General features: G+C 70.4%; 20 protein-coding genes and 4 pseudogenes. 14 read left to right on the top strand and 10 right to left on the bottom strand.

The features are described from left to right. Positions 1-404: pseudogene (locus ACIP5M_RS08230) on the bottom strand (hypothetical protein); the annotation flags it as partial. A gap of 379 nt (positions 405-783) precedes the next feature. On the opposite strand from ACIP5M_RS08230, the pseudogene ACIP5M_RS08225 reads away from it, so the two are divergent. The 3 genes and pseudogenes from ACIP5M_RS08225 to ACIP5M_RS08215 form a co-directional block, all read left to right on the top strand. Next, positions 784-1,147 (top strand): annotated as a pseudogene (locus tag ACIP5M_RS08225) (hypothetical protein); the annotation flags it as partial. A gap of 31 nt (positions 1,148-1,178) precedes the next feature. Continuing rightward, positions 1,179-1,412 carry a hypothetical protein gene (locus tag ACIP5M_RS08220; protein ID WP_401193497.1) on the top strand — a complete coding sequence of 78 codons (234 nt, stop codon included), beginning with the start codon at positions 1,179-1,181 and terminating at the stop codon, positions 1,410-1,412. A gap of 337 nt (positions 1,413-1,749) precedes the next feature. Further along, positions 1,750-2,022: pseudogene (locus tag ACIP5M_RS08215) on the top strand (SMI1/KNR4 family protein); the annotation flags it as partial. Between the two features lie 63 nt (positions 2,023-2,085). Here ACIP5M_RS08215 and ACIP5M_RS08210 read toward each other — a convergent pair. Further along, the gene (locus ACIP5M_RS08210; RefSeq protein ID WP_401193495.1) at positions 2,086-2,328 is read right to left on the bottom strand and encodes a DUF6332 family protein; all 243 of its coding nucleotides are present in this window, start codon (positions 2,326-2,328) and stop codon (positions 2,086-2,088) included. Between the two features lie 210 nt (positions 2,329-2,538). Here ACIP5M_RS08210 and ACIP5M_RS08205 point away from each other — a divergent pair, with 210 nt between their 5' ends. Then, on the top strand, positions 2,539-3,750 hold the full coding sequence (locus ACIP5M_RS08205; protein WP_401193492.1) for a PP2C family protein-serine/threonine phosphatase: 1,212 nt from the start codon (positions 2,539-2,541) through the stop codon (positions 3,748-3,750). Between the two features lie 56 nt (positions 3,751-3,806). On the opposite strand, the gene ACIP5M_RS08200 is transcribed toward ACIP5M_RS08205, so the two are convergent. Beyond that, positions 3,807-4,415 (bottom strand): flavin reductase family protein, encoded by a 609-nt coding sequence (locus ACIP5M_RS08200; RefSeq protein ID WP_401193490.1) that lies wholly within the window; start codon positions 4,413-4,415, stop codon positions 3,807-3,809. 362 nt (positions 4,416-4,777) lie between these two features. Between ACIP5M_RS08200 and ACIP5M_RS08195 the strand changes: the two genes are divergently transcribed. From ACIP5M_RS08195 to ACIP5M_RS08180, 4 genes are all read left to right on the top strand, one after another. Further along, positions 4,778-5,281 (top strand): metallophosphoesterase family protein, encoded by a 504-nt coding sequence (locus ACIP5M_RS08195; protein WP_401193488.1) that lies wholly within the window; start codon positions 4,778-4,780, stop codon positions 5,279-5,281. 396 nt (positions 5,282-5,677) lie between these two features. Next, a complete protein-coding gene (locus ACIP5M_RS08190) occupies positions 5,678-6,013 on the top strand; it encodes an ArsR/SmtB family transcription factor (RefSeq protein WP_401193485.1) in 336 nt (111 codons plus the stop codon). Then, the gene (locus ACIP5M_RS08185; protein WP_401193483.1) at positions 6,010-6,672 is read left to right on the top strand and encodes an SRPBCC family protein; all 663 of its coding nucleotides are present in this window, start codon (positions 6,010-6,012) and stop codon (positions 6,670-6,672) included. The genes ACIP5M_RS08190 and ACIP5M_RS08185 overlap by 4 nt, the downstream gene beginning before the upstream one ends. A 98-nt stretch (positions 6,673-6,770) precedes the next feature. Beyond that, positions 6,771-7,181, top strand: a complete 411-nt coding sequence (locus tag ACIP5M_RS08180) for a TraR/DksA family transcriptional regulator (RefSeq protein WP_401193480.1) — start codon at positions 6,771-6,773, stop codon at positions 7,179-7,181. Between the two features lie 27 nt (positions 7,182-7,208). Here the strand turns inward: ACIP5M_RS08180 and ACIP5M_RS08175 are convergent, their stop codons facing one another. Together ACIP5M_RS08175 and ACIP5M_RS08170 are read right to left on the bottom strand one after the other, a co-directional pair. After that, the gene (locus tag ACIP5M_RS08175) at positions 7,209-8,111 is read right to left on the bottom strand and encodes a hypothetical protein (protein WP_401193477.1); all 903 of its coding nucleotides are present in this window, start codon (positions 8,109-8,111) and stop codon (positions 7,209-7,211) included. A 196-nt stretch (positions 8,112-8,307) separates the two neighbouring features. Then, complete coding sequence (locus tag ACIP5M_RS08170; protein WP_401193475.1) at positions 8,308-9,081, bottom strand: TetR/AcrR family transcriptional regulator; 774 nt, start codon at positions 9,079-9,081, stop codon at positions 8,308-8,310. A 124-nt stretch (positions 9,082-9,205) separates the two neighbouring features. On the opposite strand from ACIP5M_RS08170, the gene ACIP5M_RS08165 reads away from it, so the two are divergent. The 4 genes from ACIP5M_RS08165 (at position 9,206) to ACIP5M_RS08150 (ending at position 12,824) form a co-directional block, all read left to right on the top strand. Continuing rightward, on the top strand, positions 9,206-10,417 hold the full coding sequence (locus tag ACIP5M_RS08165; protein ID WP_401193473.1) for a DUF418 domain-containing protein: 1,212 nt from the start codon (positions 9,206-9,208) through the stop codon (positions 10,415-10,417). A gap of 180 nt (positions 10,418-10,597) precedes the next feature. Further along, positions 10,598-11,002 carry a nuclear transport factor 2 family protein gene (locus ACIP5M_RS08160; protein WP_401193470.1) on the top strand — a complete coding sequence of 135 codons (405 nt, stop codon included), beginning with the start codon at positions 10,598-10,600 and terminating at the stop codon, positions 11,000-11,002. An 83-nt stretch (positions 11,003-11,085) separates the two neighbouring features. Continuing rightward, positions 11,086-11,985: an alpha/beta hydrolase gene (locus tag ACIP5M_RS08155; protein WP_401193467.1), complete on the top strand. Its 900-nt coding sequence runs from the start codon at positions 11,086-11,088 to the stop codon at positions 11,983-11,985. Beyond that, positions 11,982-12,824, top strand: coding sequence for an NAD(P)H-binding protein (locus ACIP5M_RS08150; protein ID WP_401193465.1), 843 nt, complete (start codon positions 11,982-11,984; stop codon positions 12,822-12,824). Before ACIP5M_RS08155 ends, ACIP5M_RS08150 begins: the two co-directional genes overlap by 4 nt. 78 nt (positions 12,825-12,902) lie before the next feature. Here the strand turns inward: ACIP5M_RS08150 and ACIP5M_RS08145 are convergent, their stop codons facing one another. Further along, the gene (locus ACIP5M_RS08145) at positions 12,903-14,459 is read right to left on the bottom strand and encodes a cellulose binding domain-containing protein (RefSeq protein WP_401193462.1); all 1,557 of its coding nucleotides are present in this window, start codon (positions 14,457-14,459) and stop codon (positions 12,903-12,905) included. Further along, positions 14,456-16,045, bottom strand: coding sequence for a beta-N-acetylhexosaminidase (locus tag ACIP5M_RS08140; protein ID WP_401193460.1), 1,590 nt, complete (start codon positions 16,043-16,045; stop codon positions 14,456-14,458). Before ACIP5M_RS08140 ends, ACIP5M_RS08145 begins: the two co-directional genes overlap by 4 nt. Positions 16,046-16,368: 323 nt before the next feature. Between ACIP5M_RS08140 and ACIP5M_RS08135 the strand changes: the two genes are divergently transcribed. Continuing rightward, positions 16,369-17,322 (top strand): GntR family transcriptional regulator, encoded by a 954-nt coding sequence (locus ACIP5M_RS08135; RefSeq protein WP_401193458.1) that lies wholly within the window; start codon positions 16,369-16,371, stop codon positions 17,320-17,322. A gap of 31 nt (positions 17,323-17,353) precedes the next feature. On the opposite strand, the gene ACIP5M_RS08130 is transcribed toward ACIP5M_RS08135, so the two are convergent. The 3 genes from ACIP5M_RS08130 to ACIP5M_RS08120 form a co-directional block, all read right to left on the bottom strand. Beyond that, positions 17,354-17,626 carry a hypothetical protein gene (locus tag ACIP5M_RS08130; protein WP_401193455.1) on the bottom strand — a complete coding sequence of 91 codons (273 nt, stop codon included), beginning with the start codon at positions 17,624-17,626 and terminating at the stop codon, positions 17,354-17,356. A 198-nt stretch (positions 17,627-17,824) separates the two neighbouring features. Next, positions 17,825-18,208: a hypothetical protein gene (locus ACIP5M_RS08125; protein WP_401193453.1), complete on the bottom strand. Its 384-nt coding sequence runs from the start codon at positions 18,206-18,208 to the stop codon at positions 17,825-17,827. A 70-nt stretch (positions 18,209-18,278) separates the two neighbouring features. Next, positions 18,279-19,127: a C40 family peptidase gene (locus tag ACIP5M_RS08120; protein WP_401193450.1), complete on the bottom strand. Its 849-nt coding sequence runs from the start codon at positions 19,125-19,127 to the stop codon at positions 18,279-18,281. Between the two features lie 562 nt (positions 19,128-19,689). Between ACIP5M_RS08120 and ACIP5M_RS08115 the strand changes: the two are divergent. Further along, a pseudogene (locus ACIP5M_RS08115) lies at positions 19,690-20,448 on the top strand (collagenase); the annotation flags it as partial. Positions 20,449-20,521: the final 73 nt, after the last annotated feature.

The raw sequence follows: 20,521 nt of genomic DNA, 5'->3' as shown, positions 1-20,521 counted from the left end.
TAGAGGTCGGGACCGACGTAGACGTCGGGACCGGCGGAGAGGTGGGGGCCGGCGTAGAGGTCGGGACCGACGTACGGGTCGGGACCGGCGTAGAGGTGGGGGCCGGCGTAGAGGTCGGGACCGACGTACGGGTCGGGACCGGCGTAGAGGTGGGGGCCGGCGTAGAGGTGGGCTTCGACGTTGGGACCGGCGTGACGGTCGGATCCGTTGGGCAGGTCGGGACCGGTGTACAGGTGGGGCTCGACGTCAGAGCCGGGGTGGACACCGCAACCCGCGCCGCGCGGGTCGGGGCCGGCGTGGGGGTTGAGGCCGGCGTCGAGCTCGGGGTTGGCTGGGTGGTCGGGGCCGGCGTGGAAGTGGGGTTCGACGTGCGGCCCGGCGTACGGGTAGGAGAAGGCGTGCATGTGGGGCTCGTGGCTGGAGCCGACGTCGTCGTGCGGGCCTGGGCCATACCGGTCGCGAGAGTGAGGCCGGCAATTAAGCCGGACACTGCAACAGCGGCCGCCACTCCACGTATTCGGACAGTGCTCATGTGGGTTCCCCCCTGTCAATCTGCCCAGCACCGTCGCCGGGCATGATCCAAAGAGAGCCAACACCGTCTGCGGAGGACCCGCAAGTTTCTGTTTCTGGACCGCAGCGAGGAACTGCTGCCCGCCTGCCTTCCAGCGTCCCGTCTGCCTGCCCTGAAGGGTCCTGCAGAGGGTCCGCTTCGGGAAGGTCGTAGTGGTGCTTGACTTGGCCTTGTTGCCCGGCGCCGGTCCAGGCCGAGGCGACCATCAAACGGCAGTCGCCATTGCTCGTGCGGTGTCCGGCGAACCCGACGTCCTGCTCCCGGGCGAACCCACCGGCGCGCTCGACTCACCGTCAGGCGAGGCAGTGATGGAGCTGCTGCAAGAGCTGAACGCGGACGGCGCGCCACCATCGTCGTCATCACCCACGACCGTGAGCTCGCGGCCTCGCTGCCGCGCCGGTGGCGATCAGAGACGGGATGGTCGTCGAGGACACGCGCACCGGTGCCGGTCAGGGAGCTGGCAGGCATATGGATCACCGATGCCTGGATCCGATTGAGGTCGGGGAGAGCCTGCCTGATCAGGAGGCTCACCGCGGGCGAACGGGAAGTACACTTGGCGGATTTCCGTGCCGCTGAACAAGCGCGAAGCTCTTGGAAGTGACTGGTAATGGCTGCGCTCGTCTATTTTCAGAAAGTATCCGAGAACTCTGAGGCGGTTCTTTATGACTTCGGGGACGATCCCGTCGGCCTCTTGAGGCGGTTGACGATGGACAAGGCGTCCCGCACCTCGGCGGCCGGGGACGGCCGGGCCGACTACACGTTCCTCAAGGCGTCACGGAAAATCAACGCAATGCGCGAGCAGACCGGTCTGTGGCCGGACCGCGGAATGAGCGTGAGCTGACCCGCCGACGATCGACTTTGGTCGAGGGCATGCGACGGAAGGGGGCACCCGGGGGGGGGAGGCCGGAGTCACAGTTCGGCCGGCCAACCCGAAAGGCGTGCGGCAGGCCGACTGGGACTGGCAGTAGGCGCCCGCCCCTCTGGCTCCCCTGCTTCTCGTCCTCCAGCCGGCACAGACGAGCGCGGTGGTCGAGGCCGGCCTCGGTGTCGAACGGTGCGCGTCCCTGCGATCTCGTAGGTGGTCCTGTATGGGACGGTCATACTTCCGGGAGGAGCGGTCTCGCCTGGCACTGTCACAGCTCGGCTACTCCCACCCAGAGGCGAACGGCTGCCGCATTGGCGCGGCGCCGTTCTACGGCCTCATGCCGCTGGAGCGGTGCTCCCTGCTGGTCATGAATCCGCCTGGAGAAACGGGGGCACCCCGCGGTTTCGAGGGGAGGGAGCCCAGGGCCCACCGACGCGATCTCTGCCTCCACATCATCGAGAGGGGCTGCACTGACGTATGCGTCATCGCGGTGACCGGTCCCCTCACTGGCCGCGTCCTCATCGGTAACGGCGCCGGGTACTGGGGCCCGAACGTCTCCTCCGCCACCGACTTTCTCGACTGGTACGGAATGTGAGTCAGAACCAGAGCAGGCAGTCACCTGACACTCCCCTGCAATGGAAGCGGCGTGCTAACCGTGGTGTCCATGGCGCCAGAGGACATGGACAACGCGGAACACCGCAAGAACTCCAGCAACCCAAGCCCCACCGACCAGGAGGAACTCCTCGACCACCGCGGGAAGGTGCCATACAGCGACCGGACCGGCGATCGTCGCGAACACCACGGCACCGAGGAAGCATGCGCTCAGCAGCGCATAGCCGATCTCAACGGGGATCTCGTCGCGTTCGGCCTGGCTCCGTCGTCTCGTCGTCATGGCTGAAGAATTGCACTGGGGGCGGCCGCGAGTCCATGAGGCCAGGGCACAGCAGCCACTGGCCGGGCGCCGCTGGGTACGGCACCTCGGAATGTCACGGGTACGGCGTGTATCCAGGGCGGTCGGCTGCGAGTGTGTAGCGTCCGGAATCGATCGGGTCTTCTTGCCCGGACATGCGTTCGCGGTGGTCGGTGGCGCTGGGAGGCTGTTGTGGCAGGTGACCGGATCGGGCTGGCCGATGTCCTGGCGGCGGCGGAGGATGCCGCGCCGGTGGACTCCCTGGATGTGGTGGCGCGGAATCTGCGTGACCGGTTCGACGCGCGGTACGTGTCGTTCCTGTTCGTCGATATCACCGAGGCCCGTCTCCTGCGGGTCCACGACACGGCGGCCACCTACCGCGAGCACCGCGCCGCGCAGGTTCCGCTCTCGGGCCAGAGCGTCTACGACGAGGTCTTGCGCGGTCAGCGGCTGGTGCTGGCGCCGGACACCGGGCAGGGGCGGGGGCAGGGGCAGGGGCAGCGGGTCCTCGCCCCGGTGAGCAACCGCGGCGACACGATCGGGGTCCTGGAGCTGTTCCTCCGGGACGCAACCCCGGAGGTCCTGCAGCAGGTCGAGGAGGCCGCGCACGCACTGGCCTACATCATCGTCACCGACCGGCGTTTCACCGATCTCTACCACTGGGGCAACCGCACCACGAGGGTCAGCCTGGCCTCGGAGATCCAGCACCAGCTCCTGCCTGCCGCCGCCTGCTGCGAAGCCCGCCAGTTCACCGTCGCCTGCGCCCTCGTCCCGGCGGCCGACATCGCCGGCGACACCTACGACTACAGCCTCGACAGCGACACCCTGCACCTGTCCATCACCGACGCCATGGGCCACGACGTCAATGCCTCCCTCATGGCCACCCTCCTGGTCAACGCCTCCCGCGGCGCACGCCGCGCCGGCGAGGAGCTGGCCGAACAGGCCCGGCAGACCCACCGGGCCCTCCTCGACCACGGCCGCAACACCATCGCCACCGGCCAGCTCCTGCGCATCGCCCTGGACGGCACCAGCGCCCAGCTGGTCAATGCCGGCCATCCCTGGCCCTTTCGGGTACGCAACGGCGTCGTCGACGAACTGCAGCTGACGGTCGACATGCCGTTCGGAATGAGCGAACAGGGCCCGTACCAGGTACAGGACCTGGACCTGCGCCCCGGAGACCGCCTGCTGCTCCACACCGACGGCATGCAGGAACGCGACGCGGAAACCGTCGACCTGCCCGCGCTCCTGCGCAAAACCGCGACCGAGCATCCACGCGAGGTCGTGCGCACCCTGGTCGGAGCCGTCTCCGACGCCTATGACGGCCGTCCTCCGAAGGACGACGCGACCGTTCTGTGCCTGGACTGGCACGGCCCCCGCCTCGGCGCCCCTGCCGAAGTCAGCTGAAGTCAGTTGAAGTCAGCCAGGAGTCGAGTCGATGCGAGAGGGGCCAAGCGCAGGGTTCAGTTCGACGTGGGCCAGTCGGCGTAGCGGATGCGGCGCAGGTCGCGTACCTCGCCGAGCGTGCCCCACTCGTCCTTGCCCAGGCGCGTGAGGGGCCGCAGGCGTGTGACCTCCGGATGGTCCTCGTCCAGAACGGCCTCATCGCACGCGAAGTGCACCACCCGCCCGAAGACCACGGTCGAGTCACCGAGCAGAAGGGTGCTGTGCAGCTCGCATTCCAGAGCCACCGGGGAGCCGGCCACGCGCGGAGCCTTCACCCGCACACCCGGTTCACGCTCGACGCCTACGGCATCGAACTCGCTCACCTCGGGCGGGAAGTCCGTGGCGGTCTCGTTGATCTTCTCGAGGAGCGGCTCGGGGGCGAGATTGACCACGAACTGCCCGGTCGCCTCGACGTTGCGCAGCGAGTCCTTCCGGCCGACCGAGGTGAACTGCACGATGGGCGGCGTGATCGACGAGATCGTGAAGAAGGAATGGGGAGCGAGGTTGTCGACACCCTCGGCGGAGACGGTCGACACCCATGCGATCGGCCGGGGCACGACGGTCGACGTCAGCAGGCGGTAGACCGCGGTCGGGTCAAGCTGGGCCGGGTCGTATTCAGTGCGCATACACGCAATCTTCAGGCATCTCCCGTACGTGCCCGGCGGCAGATCGTGTGATCCCAGTCATGCCGCTGATCGGAACCGGCTCTCGATGCCGGTCGTGGGCGGCGGACCGGGACGCAGATCACCTGGCAGGACGGCTTGCCGATGAGTTCAGGCTTGCGCATCGGCGACACCGACCTCGGGCTGGTGGCGAAGGCGGACCCGGGAGACCGCCGGGCGGCGCCGCGGATCCTGCTGGACCCGATGGCAACCCGGTGAACCTCACCCAGCCGATCCCCGCTCCATGACGCCGTTCTGCTCCCGCCCAGAGACGTTGGCGCTGTGGCGCGACCGGAGACAGGTGGGACGGTGGCTACCGTGGCGGTATGCGCTTGCTGCTGATCTCCGACACGCATCTGCCCACGCGCGCGAAGGAACTCCCGGCCGAGCTCGTGGAACAGATCCGGCTGGCGGACGTCGTGATCCATGCCGGTGACTGGGTCGACGCGGACGCCTACGCGCTGATCGAGGCGCACGCCCGGCACCTCGTCGGCGTCCACGGCAACAACGACAGCCCCGAGCTGTGCGAGCAGCTGCCGGAAGTGGCGCGGGAACGACTGGAGGGGGTACGCATCGGGGTCGTGCACGAGACCGGCGCGGCCAAGGGGCGCGAGAGCCGCTGCGCCGAGCGGTTTCCGGACCTGGACCTCCTGGTCTTCGGCCACAGCCACATCCCGTGGGACACCACCGCGCCCGGTGGTTTGAGGCTGCTGAACCCCGGCTCTCCGACCGACCGGCGCCGGCAACCCTTCGCCACGTACATGACGGCTGTCGCAGCCGACGGCGAGCTGACAGAGGTCACCCTGCACCGGCTGCCTCCGAGGCGCTGAGGGCCCACCCGCCCGCTTCGTTCCTCGCCGCATTCTCAGGTGGCGTGGCCGGAGAAGCCCAGGTCGACCGCGGGGCGGGCGAGGTCGTCGGCGCCGCGGCCGAGCAGCAAGAGGAGGCCTTCTGCCGCCTCGGACGCGTCCACACCGCGGCGGCGTTCGCGACGAGCCGGCGGTGGGGCGTCCACCGGCCGGCCCCGCCCCCACGGTCGGTGCGCGTCCTTGATGGCGCCGTCGCTGACGCCCGAATGGTGCCGCCTCGCCGCGGCGGGGCACAGGGGCCGAACCGAGCACGGAGGACGCGCCGCTCCGGCTCCGGCCGTCCGTACGGGCCGAAGCCGGAGCGGCTCCTTCATTTAAGGTGACGCTTATATAAGCTGCTCCTGATACGATGCCATCGTGCATGCGTTCGACATACTCGGTGAGCCTGTGCGCCGCCGCATCCTGGAGCTGCTCGGAGACGGCGAGCTCACTGCCGGAGCGCTCTGTGAAGTGATTCAGCGGGAGTTCGGGATCTCTCAGCCGGCCGTCTCCCAGCACCTCAAGGTATTGCGGGACAACGGCTTCGCGACGGTGCGACCAGAGGGTGCGCGCCGCCTCTACGCGGTTTCACACGAGCCGTTGCGCGACATAGATGCCTGGCTCGACCAGTTCCGCCGGGCGTGGACACCACACCTGGACGCGCTGGCCACCGAGCTGGCGCGAGGCAAGCAAGAGCGGAGGAAGAAATCGTGATCGATGTGACCGGTCAGATCAGCGCGGTCCGTCGCGAAGTGGGTAACCGGGTCCTGGAGGCCGGCGAGGCCCGCGTGGTCTCGCTGTCCCGCAGCTACCCGGCCGAGCTCGCCGACGTCTGGGACGCGTGCACCAACCCGGAACGCATCCCGCGCTGGTTCCTGCCGGTGACGGGCGAACTGAAAGAGGGCGGCCGCTACCAGCTGCAGGACAACGCGGGCGGCACCGTCACCCGCTGCGACCCGCCGCACGGCTTCGACGCGACCTGGGAGGTGGGTGACGACACGACCTGGGTCGAGCTGCGGCTGACCGACGAGGGCGACGGCCGGACGCTGTTCCGGCTGACCCACATCGGGCACGTGGACGACGAGCGGTGGGCCCGGTTCGGCCCCGGCGCGGTGGGAGTGGGCTGGGACAGCAGCCTGACCGGCCTGCACCTGCACCTGAGCAGCGGCCGGGCGGTGGACCCGGCCGAGTGGGACGAGTGGTCCGCGACCGACGAGGGGCGCCGGTACCTGACCGCGTCCAGCGACGGCTGGTACGAGGCGAGCGTGGCTTTCGGCACCGACCCGGCCGAGGCCCGGGCCGCCGCCGACCGCACCACCGCCTTCTACACGGGCGAGCCCGAGCCCGGAGCCGGGGACATCCCCCACGACTGACCCGGATCAGCCGGCGGCGAGCCGGCGCGGGCCGGTCCCGCGCCGGCGGACCACCCGGAGCGGTGGAATCGGACAGCGCGGACCAGCGTTGCCGCAGTATGCGCAATGCAGCCGAGAGCCACGACGAGCCCGACCCGTCCGCCCTCTCAACCACCCGCGCCCGCATCGAGGCCGACCGCGCCGACACCCTCGCACGGGCGGGCGCACTGAGCCGCGACTTCGACGGGATCGTCGCCGCGAACGCGCTGGTCGCCGTTGACGACGAGCACGACCCCGAGGGAGGCACCACCGCCTTCGAGCGGGCCCACGTGGCCGCCCTGATGGCGCAGGCACGCGAACACCTGGAAGAGCTGGACCGAGCACTGCAACGACTCGAACAGGGAGAGTATGGACAGTGCGAGAGCTGCGGCGGGACGATTCCGCCGGAACGGCTCCAGATCCGTCCGGCTGCCACCACCTGTGTCCGCTGCGCCGGGTCCGCCCCGCGCCGGCCTCCGCGCCCCGCCTGACGCCGGCGGGTGTCCGGCCTCCTGACCTCAAGCCGCGGGGACGACCTTGACCCCGGTGAGGGCTCGGAAAGGCAAGCCTGAGGCAAGGACTTGCTGGGCGCCGGTAGCCGGGTTCACCCGGAACAGGGTGGGCTCCCCGGTCTTGGCCTTGTTGTCAGCGATGAGCAGGCTGCCATCAGCCTCGACGGCAATCGCGGTCGGGCTGTCAAAACTGCCGCCAGAGGAAACGACGGACTGCGCCCCGCTCACCGGATCCACCTTGATCACGCCACCGCTGGAGCCCGTGAACGCGTTGGCATCGACGACGAGGATGTTGCCGTCGTGATCGATCGCCACGTCCACGGGGCTGACGAATGCGCCACCGGCCGAGACAACCGTGCGCACACCGGTGACGGGGTCGATCCGGACCACTCGGGGTGCGGCGGGCTCCGGGACGGGACCGGCTTGCTCGACCACCACGACGGTGCCGTCGGCGGCCACGCAGACTCCGCCGGGACGCAGAGGATCGAGCGTGCCGTCGCTCACCGACAGGACGGTCTGGTCCCCGGTGACGGGGTCGATCCGGATGATCGCACCGGGGCCTTTGGAGGAGAGGTCGGCCACGAGGATGTTTCCGTTTCCCTCCACGGCAACGGCGCAGGGGGCGACGAAGTTCCCCTCGGACGAGACCACCCTCTGCGTCGTCTTTCCATCAGACCGGGAGAGGCGCAGCAGCGTGCCGGTGCCGGGATACTGTCGATCCTTGGTCACCACGACGTTGCCATCGGCTTCGACAGCGATCCCAGTGGCTCCCACGAGGTCGCCGCCCAAGGCGAAGAACGCCTGAAGGCCCGTGCCCGGATCGACCATGTGCACCGCTCCCTGGCAGCCGAAGGCCTCCGAATCGGAGAGGAGGATGGTGCCGGCGGGGATTGCGTTCTCAGCGGTCATGACGGCTCCTACGGCTCCTTGGGGAAGGGAGCGGGGAACGACGGATAGAACCCCCACTCAACCCCAGCCCCCGTCGGCACCCGCCGAGCCAGGCCGCGCCACGCCGCCCGACGGGCGGTGATCCGCTCGATCGCAGCATCAGTTCGGCCGCGGAGACCAACCGGCAGGAGACCGAGGGGCGGACGGCAGCCGTCCTCTACCGTCCGCAGCGGCCGACCGGTTCGATGCGGGCTGCGACGCCGTCGAGGATCAGTTCGAGCCCGATCGTGAAGTCGGCGTCGCCCGGTGCGGTGTCGGTTTCGGATGCGGGTGCGGGGCCCGCCTCGAACACGGTCGACGAGAACAACCGGGCCGTCTCCGGAAAGCGTTCGGGATCCACGAGTTGCGCCAAGGCGCGGCCGTAGGCACGTTCGGCGTCGGACTGCCCTTGCCCCTCGGCCCTCCCCCGGGCGAGCTCGTGGTCCTGCCGTACCGCTTGGACCACGTAGCCCCCGATCAGGGAGAGGGTGCCGATCTTGTGCGCCCAGTCGAGCGGCGTACCGGCCAGGATCGCCAAGGCGGCTTCCATCCAGGCGATCCTGTGGGGTCCGGAGGGCGGTCCGGTCACGGGCAGGTGGGCGAGCCACGGCCGCTGTTGGTACACCTCGCGCTGGGCGCGGGCCCAGGCGCGCAGGCCCTCGCGCCAGTCGCCGGTGTCGAAGCGAGGTGGCGCGCCGAGGGCGTGGTCGCCCATGAGGACGAGGAGTTCGTCCTTGGAGCCGACGTACCGGTAGAGCGACATCCCGGTGACGCCAAGGCCTTTGGCGATCTTGGGAAGCGTCACGCCTTCGAGGCCGTCACGGTCGGCGGTCTCCACGGCGGCGGCGACGACGCGGTCGACATCGAGGGCGGCGGGGCGCCCCAGTCGCGAGGGCTCCGAGAGCCGCCAGAGCCGCCGCAGTGCTGCCGGAACGGTGTCTTCGCTGGTCATGGTCCCCTCGACACCTCGAAGCGTGAGGCTTCATCATGCCAGAGGCCTTATTAGTTTGCTTCTTATAGTTTCTCACGTAAATTAATGGGCGCGGGGACGGCCCCGCATCCGAGGGGGATCTGTCATGCCTGTCGACCTCACGGGCCGCACGCCCACGGGCCCGGTCCGGCGCGCCGAGCGCGCCTTGGCTCCCGATCTGACACGGGGAGCCATGCTCCTGATCATCGCGCTGGCGAACTCCGCCGGCGTCGCCTTCGCCGGCGAGCCCGGCCTGGAAGGCGCTCCGCACGGCGTGGACCGCGGCCTGACGTTCCTGCTGTTCGAGCTGGCCCACGCCCGTGGATATCCCGTTTTCGCCTTCATGTTCGGATACGGAATCGTGCAACTGGCCCGCCGCCAGGACGCGTCCGGCAGTTCACCGCGCCAGGTCCGCGGCCTCCTGCTCCGGCGCGGCTTCTGGCTCACGGTCCTCGGCTTCGCACACGCCACGCTGCTGTACTACGGCGACTTCCTCGGCGCCTACGGAATCGTCTGTGTCGCCGTGACCTTGGCACTGCTGCGCCGTGGTGACGGGTTCCACCGGATCGTGCTCGTGGTCTGGATGCTGTCGCTCGTCGAAGTGCTCGTCGTCGGCGGGATGGTCGTCCACGGGATCGTCACCGGCTCGGGCGGGGCGCCTCTTCCCGTCGGTCACGTCGACTCCCTCGCTGCTTCCTCCTACGCCGACTCCCTGACCGATCGCCTCACCGAGTGGCCGGCCCACACGCTGACCACCCTGCCCTTCGTACTCATTGCATGGCTGGGCATGTGGGCGGCCCGCCGGCGCATCCTGGAGCGTCCGGACCAGCACCGGACCCTGCTCGTCCGGTCCTCCGTCCTGGGCATCGGCATCGCGATCGCCGGAGGCCTGCCGGCCGCGCTGATCGCCTCCGGATGGGTCCACACCGACGGACCCACGGCACGCATGGCCCTCCTGCTCCACGGCGGGAGCGGCATGTTCGCCGGCCCCGGGTACGCGGCGGCCTTCGGGCTGGTCGCCGCCCGCGTGACCCGCCCCGGCACGGTGGCCGTCCGCGCCCTGGCCGCGCTGGGACGCCGGTCCCTGTCGGGCTACCTGTTCCAGTCGGTGGCCTGGCTCGTCCTCCTGCTGCCCTTCACTCTCGACCTCGCCGGCGGGCACGCACACCCCACGGCAGCCGTGCTCGTCATCGCGGTGGCCGTCTGGTTCATCACGGTGCTGATCGCCCTTCGCCTCGACGACCGCGGCCGGCCCGGTCCCGCCGAGACCGTGCTACGCCGTCTCACCTACGGTCCGAGAGCCCGGCGTCGTTCTTGAGACGCGGCGTCCAGAAGTCGCGGACGCGACGACAAGGCGGTTCGGTGACGGCGCGACATCATCGAAACGCACACAGCTCCGCTGTGACAGACCGCTGCGACAGACACGCCCCGCCGTCGGGCATCCGTCCGACCGCCCTTTTCCCACCCCCGGCAGAGCTCCGCACAAAGGATGAACACCATGGACCGTCTGGACATCATCGACACCTGCAATCGCATGGCCTGGCACGCGGACCAGCGCCAATGGGAGGCACTGGCCGGTGTGTTCGCCGATGAGGTGACGCTTGACTACACCAGTCTCAACGGCGGCGAGCCCGTCACCCTCACCCCGGCGCAGATCGTCGAGGGGTGGCGGACGGGCCTCGGCGCGTACTCCGCCACTCAGCATCTCCTCGGCAACCACCTGGTCAGCGTCGACGGCGAGGACGCGGTGTGCACCGCCACCTTCCAGGCCACCCACCTCAAGGGGAACGGCTCCCTGTGGACGCTGGGCGGCACCTACCGCATCGACCTGACCCGCTCCCGCGACGCATGGCTCATCACCGGCGTGGTGATGACCGCGGTGTGGAGCGCCGGAGAGCGCTGAGGGGACGGCGCTTCCACCACTCATCCACCCCGTTCTGCCTTGACATCTCCATGGACCGTCATCAAAACCACCTGGACGTACACATGACACACACGAACAAGGTCACCTTCGACAGCGAGGGCGTCACCCTCACCGGCAACCTCTTTCTCCCCGAGAGCACGGGCGGCACTCCCGGCCCGCTGCCCGGGATCGTGGTCGCCGGCACCTGGACCAGCGTCAAGGAGCTGATGGCCGACCGGTACGCCGAGCGGCTCGCCGCCCGCGGATACGCCGCGCTCTCCTTAGACTTCACCGGCTTCGGAGAGTCCGGGGGCGAGCCGCGAGACGTCGAGGACCCGGCCGGGAAGGTCCGCGACATCCACCACGCGCTCACTTTCCTGGCCGCGCAGGAGGCGGTCGACGGCGACCGGCTGGGCGCCCTCGGGATCTGCGCGGCCGCGATGTACATGTCCGACAACACCGCCCACGACCCACGCGTCCGCTCACTCGCGCTCGTCGCCCCCTGGCTGCACGACGCCGCCGTCTGCGAGGCCGCCTACGGCGGCGCTGAAGCCGTCGCCGAACGCGTCAAGGCCGGGCAGGAGGCGCGCGCCCGCTACGAGGAGACCGGCGAGGTCGCATACGTGCCCGTCGTCTCCGCCACGGACGAACGCGCCGCGATGCCGTACGACATCGACTTCTACCTCAACCCCGCCCGTGGCGGCATCCCCGCCTGGCCCAACCGCTTCGCCGTCATGTCCTGGGTGGACTGGCTCACCTACGACGCCATCGCCCTCGCGCCACTGATCGACCGGCCCACCCTTCTGGTGCACAGCGAGGACGCCGCGATCCCGGAAGGCACCCGCCGTTTCCACGCGGGCCTCGCCGGCCCCAAGGACATCCTGTGGACGCAGGGCACCCAATTCGACTTCTACGACTCCGAACCCCAGGTCACGATCGCCGTCGACGCGGTGGCCGCCCATTTCGCGCGGACGCTGTCGTGATCCTCGTCACCGGGGCCACCGGAAACGTCGGCGGAGAGGTCGTTCAGGCCCTGGCACGCGCCGGAGAGCCCGTACGCGCCCTGGTCCGACAGCCGGCGGACGTACCGGCGGAGCAGGTCCACGGAGACCTGGACGACCCCGACTCCCTCGCCCAAGCCCTCGACGGTGTACGGGGCGTGTTCCTGCTCCCCGGCTACCGCGACATGCCCGGGCTGCTGGCCCGCATGCGCCGTGCCGGGGTGGAACGCGTCGTCCTGCTCTCCAGCCTCGCGACCGTGGCCACCGACACCCGCAACGTCCTGTCCCAGTCCATGATCGGCTCGGAGACCGCAGTCAGGGAATCCGGCCTCGCCTGGACCTTCCTGCGGCCCAACGCCTTCATGTCGAACGCCCTGCGCTGGCTGCCGCAACTTCACGCGGGCGATACGGTCAGGGACGCGTTCGGCGCCGTGCCGGTCGCGTCGGTCGACCCGTACGACATCGCCGCTGTCGCCGTCCGCGCCCTGCTCGACCCCGGCCACGACGGACGCGTCCACAAGCTGAGCGGTCCCGAACCGCTCGTGCCGGCCCAGCGGTTGGCCGTCCTGGCCGAGGTACTCGGCCGCGACCTGCGCTTCCACGGGTTGTCGGACGCGGAGGGCCGGGCCGGCATGGCCGCAGCGGGTGTGCCGGAGCCGTACGTCCAGGCCTTCTTCAGCTTCTACGGCGACGGCACCCTCGACGAGTCCGAGGTCTACCCGACCGTCGAACTGCTGACGGGCACACCACCCCGCACATTCCGCCAGTGGGCCACCGCCCACCGGACCGCGTTCCTGCGTCCTGGAACGGTGGGCCCGTGATCCTCGGGCATTCCCCCTCCCGGCACTCCGCCCGACCCGTGCGTGCACTGGTCGGGCGGAGGCCGGCGGATTTCCGGTTCAGCTCGCGGGCACGGTGTCCTCGAAGGCGGTGCCGGCCTGCCGGTACGCCGCGATCTTGGCGTTGACCTGGGCGGGGGTCAGCACCTGGTCCTTGACGTGGAGTACGTAGTCGACCTGCTGCTCGTACGCGCGCGGGGTCGTGGACGTCTGGCCGTTGAGGTCGATCAGCCACTGGTTGAAGTTGATCGACATGGGGCGTTCGGGGAGGTAGGAGGCGTCGTGGGTGCCGAAGGTCTGCCCGTCGATGTAGTACGTGATCGCGTTGTTGTCGATGGTGACGACGAGGTCGTGCCAGCCGGCGTAGCTCTGGCGGCTCTCGGTGTGGGCGTTGACCGCCTGCCACGGCTCCGGGTTGTAGGTCTCCCAGGAGGTCGTGTAGAGGATGTTGGACGGCTCGCCCCAGCCGCCGTTGGGGAGGTACTCGAAGTCGTACTCGGCGTAGTCGTCGGCCATGGGGGCCTTGAGGTCGTTGATGGTGAAGAAGGTCTGGACGAGGTGGTCGCCGTCGGGGCCGGACCTGGGGGCGTCGCTGAACTTGACGCGGGCGGCGTACGTGCCGTTCTTGAACTTGGTGGACTTGGTGAGGACTTCGGTCTGTTCGGTGCCGGAGGCCGTGCCGTTGGTGGAGGTCTCCAGGGTCATGACGGTGTTGCCGTTGCCGGTGGAGAAGGTGACGTTGGAGGGGTCCCAGGTGGCGCCGGGAACACCGGGGCCACCGGAGTTGGCCCGTACCGACCAGCCGTTGGCGGAGATCTTCGGATCGGTGTGGGACGTGTACGTGAAGTCGTCCCAGAGCGCGCCGGAGCCGCCCGGCGGGGGCGTGGTGGGCGGCGGGGTGGTCGGCGGGTCGGTGGGGGTGTTGCCCGCGGGGGCGGTGCCCCAGACCAGCGTGCCCGAGCGGGTGGCGGTGACCTTGTCGGAGTCGCCGTAGGCGGTCTGGGCGGCGATGAAGGAGTAGTCGTCGCTCTGCCGCAGCGTCTGCCAGTTGGACTGGTAGAAGCGCAGCTGCATGTCGCCGGTGTCGGCGCCGGGGGCGAGGGAGCCGGCGCCGGAGGTGAAGCCGATCTCCAGGTAGCGGTCGGCGGTCTCGGTGGGGTTGCTGAGGTTGCCGAAGGTGCCCGTGATGTTGGCACAGCCCTTGACCGCCCAGGAGCATGCGAAGCGGTAGGTGGCGCCCGGCGAGTCGGACTTGAAGTAGTAGCGGAGTCTGACCTCGCTCAACGGCAGTGCCGTGGTGGCCGTGTTCTTCACCTTGAACCAGGGCTCGCTCTGGTCGGCGGTGGCGGCCGTGGCGCTGGTGCGGTACTGCACGGACAGGCTGCTCGCCGCGCTGGCGGTGCCCGGCAGGGCGGCGAGGGCAGCGGCGCCCAGGGCCGTGGCCACGGCCGCCGCGGCGGCGGCCCGCAGACGGCTCCGGCGCAGGCCGGCCGTCCGGTTCCCGGTGCCGGTCAAGCCGGTCACGGCAGTCGGGCCGGTCACGCCGGTCGGGTCGGGTGAGCTGTTCGAGCTGGTCACGGTGGGGTCCTCTCCGGGGTGCGAGGGGGGCGGTGTCATGCGGAGGGCGCTGTACGTGCGGGCGTCGCGGCAGTCGTACGCGGCGCGGTCGGCTGGTGGCGGCGGACGCCCAGGGCGTCCAGTCGGGGGACGTGCCCGTGGAGCCGGGACGTGAAGTCGGCCCAGCTGGTGGAACCGCTCCAGGCCCGGTCGGCGAGTGCGCACAGGCGGGGGTAGGCGAGGCGGTCGAGGTCGGCGGCATGGGGGGCGAACTCGGTCCAGAGCTGCGCCTGGGTGCCGAGGACCCGTCCGGGGCCGTCGGGCGGTGCCTGTGGTTCGGGGTCTCCGCGGTGCACGGTGCGCAGGTCGACGACGGGGCCGGGCTGTGCGGTCGGCCCGTCGGAGAGGTCCTCCTGCGCGTAGTCGAGGTAGGTGGTGCGGTGGTGGGTGAGGACGACGTCGTGGCCGTGGCGGACCGCTGCGGCGGCGTGCGCGGGGTCGCGCCAGCTCATCACCGTGAAGCCGGGCGGGAGCAGGGCGCCCTCCTCGGCCCAGCCGACGGGGCGGCGGCCGTGTTCCAGCAGGTGGGCGCCGGCCCGGCCCATGAGCCAGCCGTGCAGGGCTGCCGGGGAGGGCAGTCCCTCCGCGGCCGCGCGCGCCCGGGCGCGGGGGCTCTGCTCCCACTCGGTGGTGGGGCACTCGTCACCGCCGAGGTGGATGTAGGGCGAGGGGAAGACCTCCATCACCTCGTGCAGGACCGCCCGGAGGAAGTCCAGGACCTCGTCGTGGACGCCGAGGACGGTCTCGCACACGCCCCAGCGGGTCCACACACCGAGCGTGCGTCCGGGACGATTGCCGAGGTGCGGGTAGGCGGCGAGGGCGGCGCGGACGTGTCCCGGCATCCCGATCTCCGGGACCACCCGTACGCCGCGCTGCGCCGCGTAGGCGACGAGGCCGGCGAGTTCGGTACGGGTGTACGCGCCCCCGTGCGGCCTGCCGTCGAAGCCGCTGGTGCCGTCCGGGCCGGTCATCGACTGGGCGCGGCGGGCCCCGACGGTGGTCAGGCGGGGATAGGACGCGATGGGCATCCGCCAGCCTTGGTCGTCGGTGAGGTGCAGGTGGAGGACGTTGAGCTTGTGCAGGGCCAGGAGGTCGACGTGGCGGCGCAGGGTGGCCGTGTCGTGGAAGTGGCGGGCGACGTCGATCATCAGGCCGCGCCAGGGGTGGTGCGGGACGTCGGTGATCTCGGCGCAGGGGAGATCCCAGCGGTCGCGTCGGACGGCCCGGGCGACCGGCCCCAGCGCCTCGGCCGGCAGGAGCTGCCGGAGCGTCTGGACTCCGCGCAGCAGTCCGGTGGGTTCGGCGGCGCGCAGCATGACGGAGTGCGGGGTGACGGTGAGTTCGTACCCCTCCTCGCCCAGGCCGTGCAGTCCTGCTTCGACGGCCAGCGTGATGGTGCCGGTACGCGAGGGTGCCAGGAGCAGACCGGTGGCGGGCGTGAGGAGGGTGCGCAGCAGGTCGGCCGCGCCCTCGGCTCCGGGGGTGGTGCGGATGGTGGTGGCGGGGTCGAGGGTGAAGTGGCCGGACCGGGGGGTGTACCGGGTGGGCCGGGGCAGGAGGGCCTGTTCGGGGCGATGTGAGGGCACGGGTGTGCAGCCTTCCGGGAGGGGGCTCGCAGAGGCGGTGCAGGGGTGTCGGGCGTGTCCCGAACAGGAGGTGACGTACGACTGGACAGACCAGGGACTGACCACTCACCCACTGGACAAGTGACCTGTCGACGAGGAAAGAAACTGGCATAGACCAATACGACCGTCAACCCCCTTGCCCCCAAGGCTCTTTACCTGATGACCGAAGCAATCGTCGCGATCAGCTCGTAAACTGGACTTGACCAGTGGTGGGTGGTGGTCGCAGTGGCCAAGACTGGTTCGACACAGCACGCGGTAGCGGCACCGGAGAGGGGACGACGCAGATGCGCGACAGGAACCCGGGCACGCCCCGGTCGGCCGGGGGCGGGGCCGGTGCCGGCGAGGTGCTGCCGGCACCGATCCCGGCCCCCGTACCGGCTTCCGGGGTCGACGGATCCGCCGGGAACCGCCCCGGTGGCGTACTCAAACGCGAGCGGGTCCGCGATGCGGTGCTCGGGATGGTCGAGGAGCGCCGGGCGGGGGACGCGATCCCCTCCGAGCGCGCCCTGTGCGTGCAACTCGGGGTGTCCCGGCCGACCCTACGGGCTGCGGTCGACGAGCTGGTCGCCGCCGGCGTTCTCATCCGGGAACACGGCCGGGGCGTGTTCGTCGCTCCGGAGAAGATCACCCAGGAACTCGTACCGGGGCGCCATTCACTGAGCGTGCCCCGCGCGTCGGGGGTCTGGGCCAGCCGGCTGCTGGAGTTCGCGACCGTGCCGGCCGGCGCCCGGGTGGGCCGCAGGCTGCGCCTCTCCCCCGCCGCGCAGATCGTCTACGTGGCCCGGCTGCGGCTGGTCGACGGTTACCCCATGGCCATCGAGCACTTGCACATCCCGGCCGCCCTGGTCCCCGGCCTCACCTCCCGCGAACTGGAGCACGGGGACCTCTACGAGCATTTGCGCACGCACCACGACGTGCACGTGAACGAGGCGACGCAGACGATCGAGCCCACCGTGGCGACCCGCGCGGAAGCCGAACTGCTGGAGGTGCCCGAGCTCTCGCCCGCCCTCCTCTTCGAACGGCTGACCACCGACACCGCGGGGCAGCCGGTGGAGTACGTCCACTCGCTCTACCGCGGCGACCGCTACCGCATCGTGTCCCGCCTGACGCTCCGCGCCGACACCGCCCCCGCCGCACCGTCCGACGGCCACCATCCGGGCATCCCGCCGGGCGAGTTCATCCACGGCGACCCGGTGGCCGCCTCGACGCTGGGAGACGTGCAGGGGCGACGACGCTGATCCCGGCAGGGGGCGGTTCGCCACCCGGGTTTCACCGGCGCAAGGGCAGTCGGGGTCCATGCCCATGCAGATGGGACGTGATCAGGACGGCCGCCACCCAGGCGATGACCCCGCTCCACGCGAGGACTTCGGACCCGGCGAGACTGCCTGCGATGAGCAGGGCGAGCGTGGCCAGGAGCAGGACCGCCAGGACGCCTCGGCGCCCACGCCCCGCGCGGCTGTGTGCCGTCCGCACCCTGCTCTCGCTCAGCTCGCAGACCAGCTGGTCCCAGACCGCCGTCTCCCGTGCCGTCAGTTCGCTCACGGCCAACCCCGCCTCCCCACACCGCGTACGGACTCAGGTGCTCCGATGCCCCGCCCCGGCCCACCCATGCGCCCGGCCACCGGGTCACGGCCAGCCGCGGCACGGCCTCTCGGCGTACCGGTCACGGAGCGAAGCCGGACTTGCGCGGCAGCGCGAAGGCCGCCACCTCCCCTCGCGGAGGTGGCGGCCCTCAGCGCATCAGCACTCGCGCAGGCCCGGCGCGGGGTCGACCGAGGTGTGGACGTCCACGGCCGCGACGTTGCCCCACTGGCCGTTGTCCAGCTTGGTCCAGTACCAGACGTTGTTGCCGCCGGCGTGCTGGTCACCACGGCCCCAGCACTGGAACCAGCTGGGGCTGGTGTTCAGCGGCCCGCGCACCGCGGAGTTGTACCGCCGGTGCTCGTAGCCCTTGGCGCCGACCCGGTTGCCGCACCACAGCTTGCCGTCGGCGCGGACGCCGCATTCGGCGGCGGCGCTCGTGCCGGTGGCGGGCGTCGCCACGGCGGGTCCGGTCACGGCGACCGTGCCGCCCGCCAGTGCGGCGGCGGCGAGGCCCAAAACGATCTTCCTGGCTGCGGACATGTTTCCTCCTCGGAACGGGCTCCTTCGGGAGCCGGGTGATGGATGTGGTGATCGGTCGTCAAGGGCGTGGTCAGGGACAGGTACGGACGCCGTCCAGCCAGGCGGGGCCCTTGATGTAGATGTTGGTGATCCATGACCCGTACTCGGGCAGGTAGGACCACGCGTCGTTGGTGTAACCCTCCGCGGTCACCGGTTCGGCGTGCTTCTGGCACTCGATGCGCACGGTGGTCGGGCCGGGAAAGCGGTGGACCCGCCTGCTCGTCGTGGACGGCTCCTCGTGGGTCCACACATCCGCGCCCCAGGTGCTGAACGTGCCGGGGGCCGCCGCCGCGGCGATGCGGACCGCTCCCGCGTAGTCCCCGCCCAGCCGTACGTCGCTGACGGCGATCCGAGTGCCCGATTCCCGGGCCTCGACCATCTTTCCCGCGCCCAGGTAGATCGCGATGTGGTGGACGGAGCCACCCGACCCCCAGGCCAGCAGGTCCCCCGGCAGCAGCGGCGCTGTCCCCTGCTCAGCCGTGAAACGCTGCTTCACCTGCGGCGAGTTGAACTGGTGGTACGCGTTGCCCGGCAGCGGGTCCCCACCGGCCGCGCGGGCATAGGCGTACCGGACCAGCCCCGAGCAGTCGAAGCCCAGCCGTTCCGGGTCGTGCGCGCTGTCCGGGTCGCTCGGGTCGACCTGACCGTACGTCGGCCCCGGCTGCGGCCCGTGTCCACCGCCCCAGGTGTACCAGACACCGACCTGTTCGCAGGCGGCCCGTACGGCTCCCTCCGCCACGGCGGAGGCCCCCGGGGCGAGCACGCCGCACGCCCCCGCAGTCTGCGGCGCGGCGGCCACCGCAGTGCCGTGAGCACCTTGCCACGCTGCCAGGAGGGCCACCGCCGCCACCGCCGCCCCGACCGTTCTCCGCATCGTCATGTCCGTCCGCTCCCCCGTACCCCGCCGCAGTGCGCGCGGCTCACCGTGCTGGTTGTGAAGTGCTGTGGCGAGGACGTCGTAGGGGCGCCGCGCCACCGGCCGTCCGCCGGCACTCCGAGACTGTTGCCGGCGAGCCCTGCTTGTCGAGGAAGCCCTGGCGTCCCACCACAACAGGAAACGGGAAACGTTTGGGAAACCCCTTCTCACCAGGCACTTTGAATGACCGTCAACTCGCCTGAAGGGGCCCGGCCGTCAGGCGACTTGCGTTGCCCGGTACGCCGAGGGACGCGATGTGTCCCTGTCAGAATCATTGAAAAGACATGTGACATGTGCCATTTTACAGCGCAACCCGTCGTGGACGGGATCCCTACTCCCCTCCCCAGGAGTGACTTTGCGCGCCATGGCCGTCGCCACCGCCCTGCTCACCGCCGCCATCGCGGCCTCCCCCGCCCAGGCCTCCCCCACCGACCCCAAGCAGGATCACGTCTTCGCCGACCCGGGCCGGCGCCCGGCCCACGGCAACGTCAAAGGTGCTCCCGGCGCGACCGGGACCACCGGCGGCAAGCTCGAATCGCGCATCCTGCCGATCGTCCACACCTGCAGCCCGTCGCTGCGGATCCGCGCCCAGGAGATGACCGCCGACCAGCTGACGGCGACCTGCGCGAGCCTGGCGAACCAGGACGCCTACTTCCACGGCGTGGTCAAGGATTCCGGGCCGGTCGCGAACGACTACAACACCACCCTGGAAGTTGACGTCTTCAACTCAAGCGCCGACTACAAGACCTACGCGGGGAGGATCTACGGCATCGACACCAACAACGGCGGCATGTACCTGGAGGGAGACCCCGCCAGGACGGGCAATCAGCCACGGTTCATATGCTACGAGCGCACCGATGTGAACCCCGGCTGGCAGATCTGGAACCTCAACCACGAGTACACCCACTACCTCGACGGCCGCTTCGACCTGTACGGCGACTTCAACGCCGGCCAGACCACCCCCACCGTGTGGTGGGCCGAGGGCATCGCCGAGTACGTCTCCTACTCCTACCGCGGGGTCACCTACTCGAACGCGCTGGCCGAGGCCGGCAAGCACACGTACTCCCTGCGCACGCTGTTCGACACCACCTACGCCAACAGCGACGTCAACCGCACCTACAACTGGGGCTACCTCGCAGCCCGTTACATGGTCGAGAAGCACCCCGCCGACGTCGGCACCGTCCTCGGCCACTACCGCGCCGGAAACTGGACCGCCGCCCGCTCCTTCCTCACCTCGCTGGACTACGAGAGCGACTGGAACGCCTGGCTGACGGCCGTGGCGGCGGCCGGATGACCACATACGCCCGCTGCCGGTCGGCCTCCCCCCGCAGGTGGCGCCCTCGGTCTTGCCGGCTCGA

The sequence above is a fragment of the Streptomyces sp. NPDC088762 genome, assembly GCF_044750905.1.
GTDB lineage: Bacteria > Actinomycetota > Actinomycetes > Streptomycetales > Streptomycetaceae > Streptomyces.
This window is presented reverse-complemented; position numbering and strand designations above follow the sequence as displayed.

What these genes read in the sequence shown, in the direction of transcription:
- ACIP5M_RS08220 (WP_401193497.1), top strand. Translation starts at nt 1,179, where the DNA reads ATGGCTGCGCTCGTCTATTTTCAGAAAGTATCCGAGAACTCTGAGGCG.
- ACIP5M_RS08210 (WP_401193495.1), bottom strand. Translation starts at nt 2,328, where the DNA reads ATGACGACGAGACGACGGAGCCAGGCCGAACGCGACGAGATCCCCGTT.
- ACIP5M_RS08200 (WP_401193490.1), bottom strand. Translation starts at nt 4,415, where the DNA reads ATGCGCACTGAATACGACCCGGCCCAGCTTGACCCGACCGCGGTCTAC.
- ACIP5M_RS08195 (WP_401193488.1), top strand. Translation starts at nt 4,778, where the DNA reads ATGCGCTTGCTGCTGATCTCCGACACGCATCTGCCCACGCGCGCGAAG.
- ACIP5M_RS08180 (WP_401193480.1), top strand. Translation starts at nt 6,771, where the DNA reads ATGCGCAATGCAGCCGAGAGCCACGACGAGCCCGACCCGTCCGCCCTC.
- ACIP5M_RS08175 (WP_401193477.1), bottom strand. Translation starts at nt 8,111, where the DNA reads ATGACCGCTGAGAACGCAATCCCCGCCGGCACCATCCTCCTCTCCGAT.
- ACIP5M_RS08170 (WP_401193475.1), bottom strand. Translation starts at nt 9,081, where the DNA reads ATGACCAGCGAAGACACCGTTCCGGCAGCACTGCGGCGGCTCTGGCGG.
- ACIP5M_RS08165 (WP_401193473.1), top strand. Translation starts at nt 9,206, where the DNA reads ATGCCTGTCGACCTCACGGGCCGCACGCCCACGGGCCCGGTCCGGCGC.
- ACIP5M_RS08160 (WP_401193470.1), top strand. Translation starts at nt 10,598, where the DNA reads ATGGACCGTCTGGACATCATCGACACCTGCAATCGCATGGCCTGGCAC.
- ACIP5M_RS08155 (WP_401193467.1), top strand. Translation starts at nt 11,086, where the DNA reads ATGACACACACGAACAAGGTCACCTTCGACAGCGAGGGCGTCACCCTC.
- ACIP5M_RS08145 (WP_401193462.1), bottom strand. Translation starts at nt 14,459, where the DNA reads ATGACACCGCCCCCCTCGCACCCCGGAGAGGACCCCACCGTGACCAGC.
- ACIP5M_RS08135 (WP_401193458.1), top strand. Translation starts at nt 16,369, where the DNA reads ATGCGCGACAGGAACCCGGGCACGCCCCGGTCGGCCGGGGGCGGGGCC.
- ACIP5M_RS08125 (WP_401193453.1), bottom strand. Translation starts at nt 18,208, where the DNA reads ATGTCCGCAGCCAGGAAGATCGTTTTGGGCCTCGCCGCCGCCGCACTG.
- ACIP5M_RS08120 (WP_401193450.1), bottom strand. Translation starts at nt 19,127, where the DNA reads ATGACGATGCGGAGAACGGTCGGGGCGGCGGTGGCGGCGGTGGCCCTC.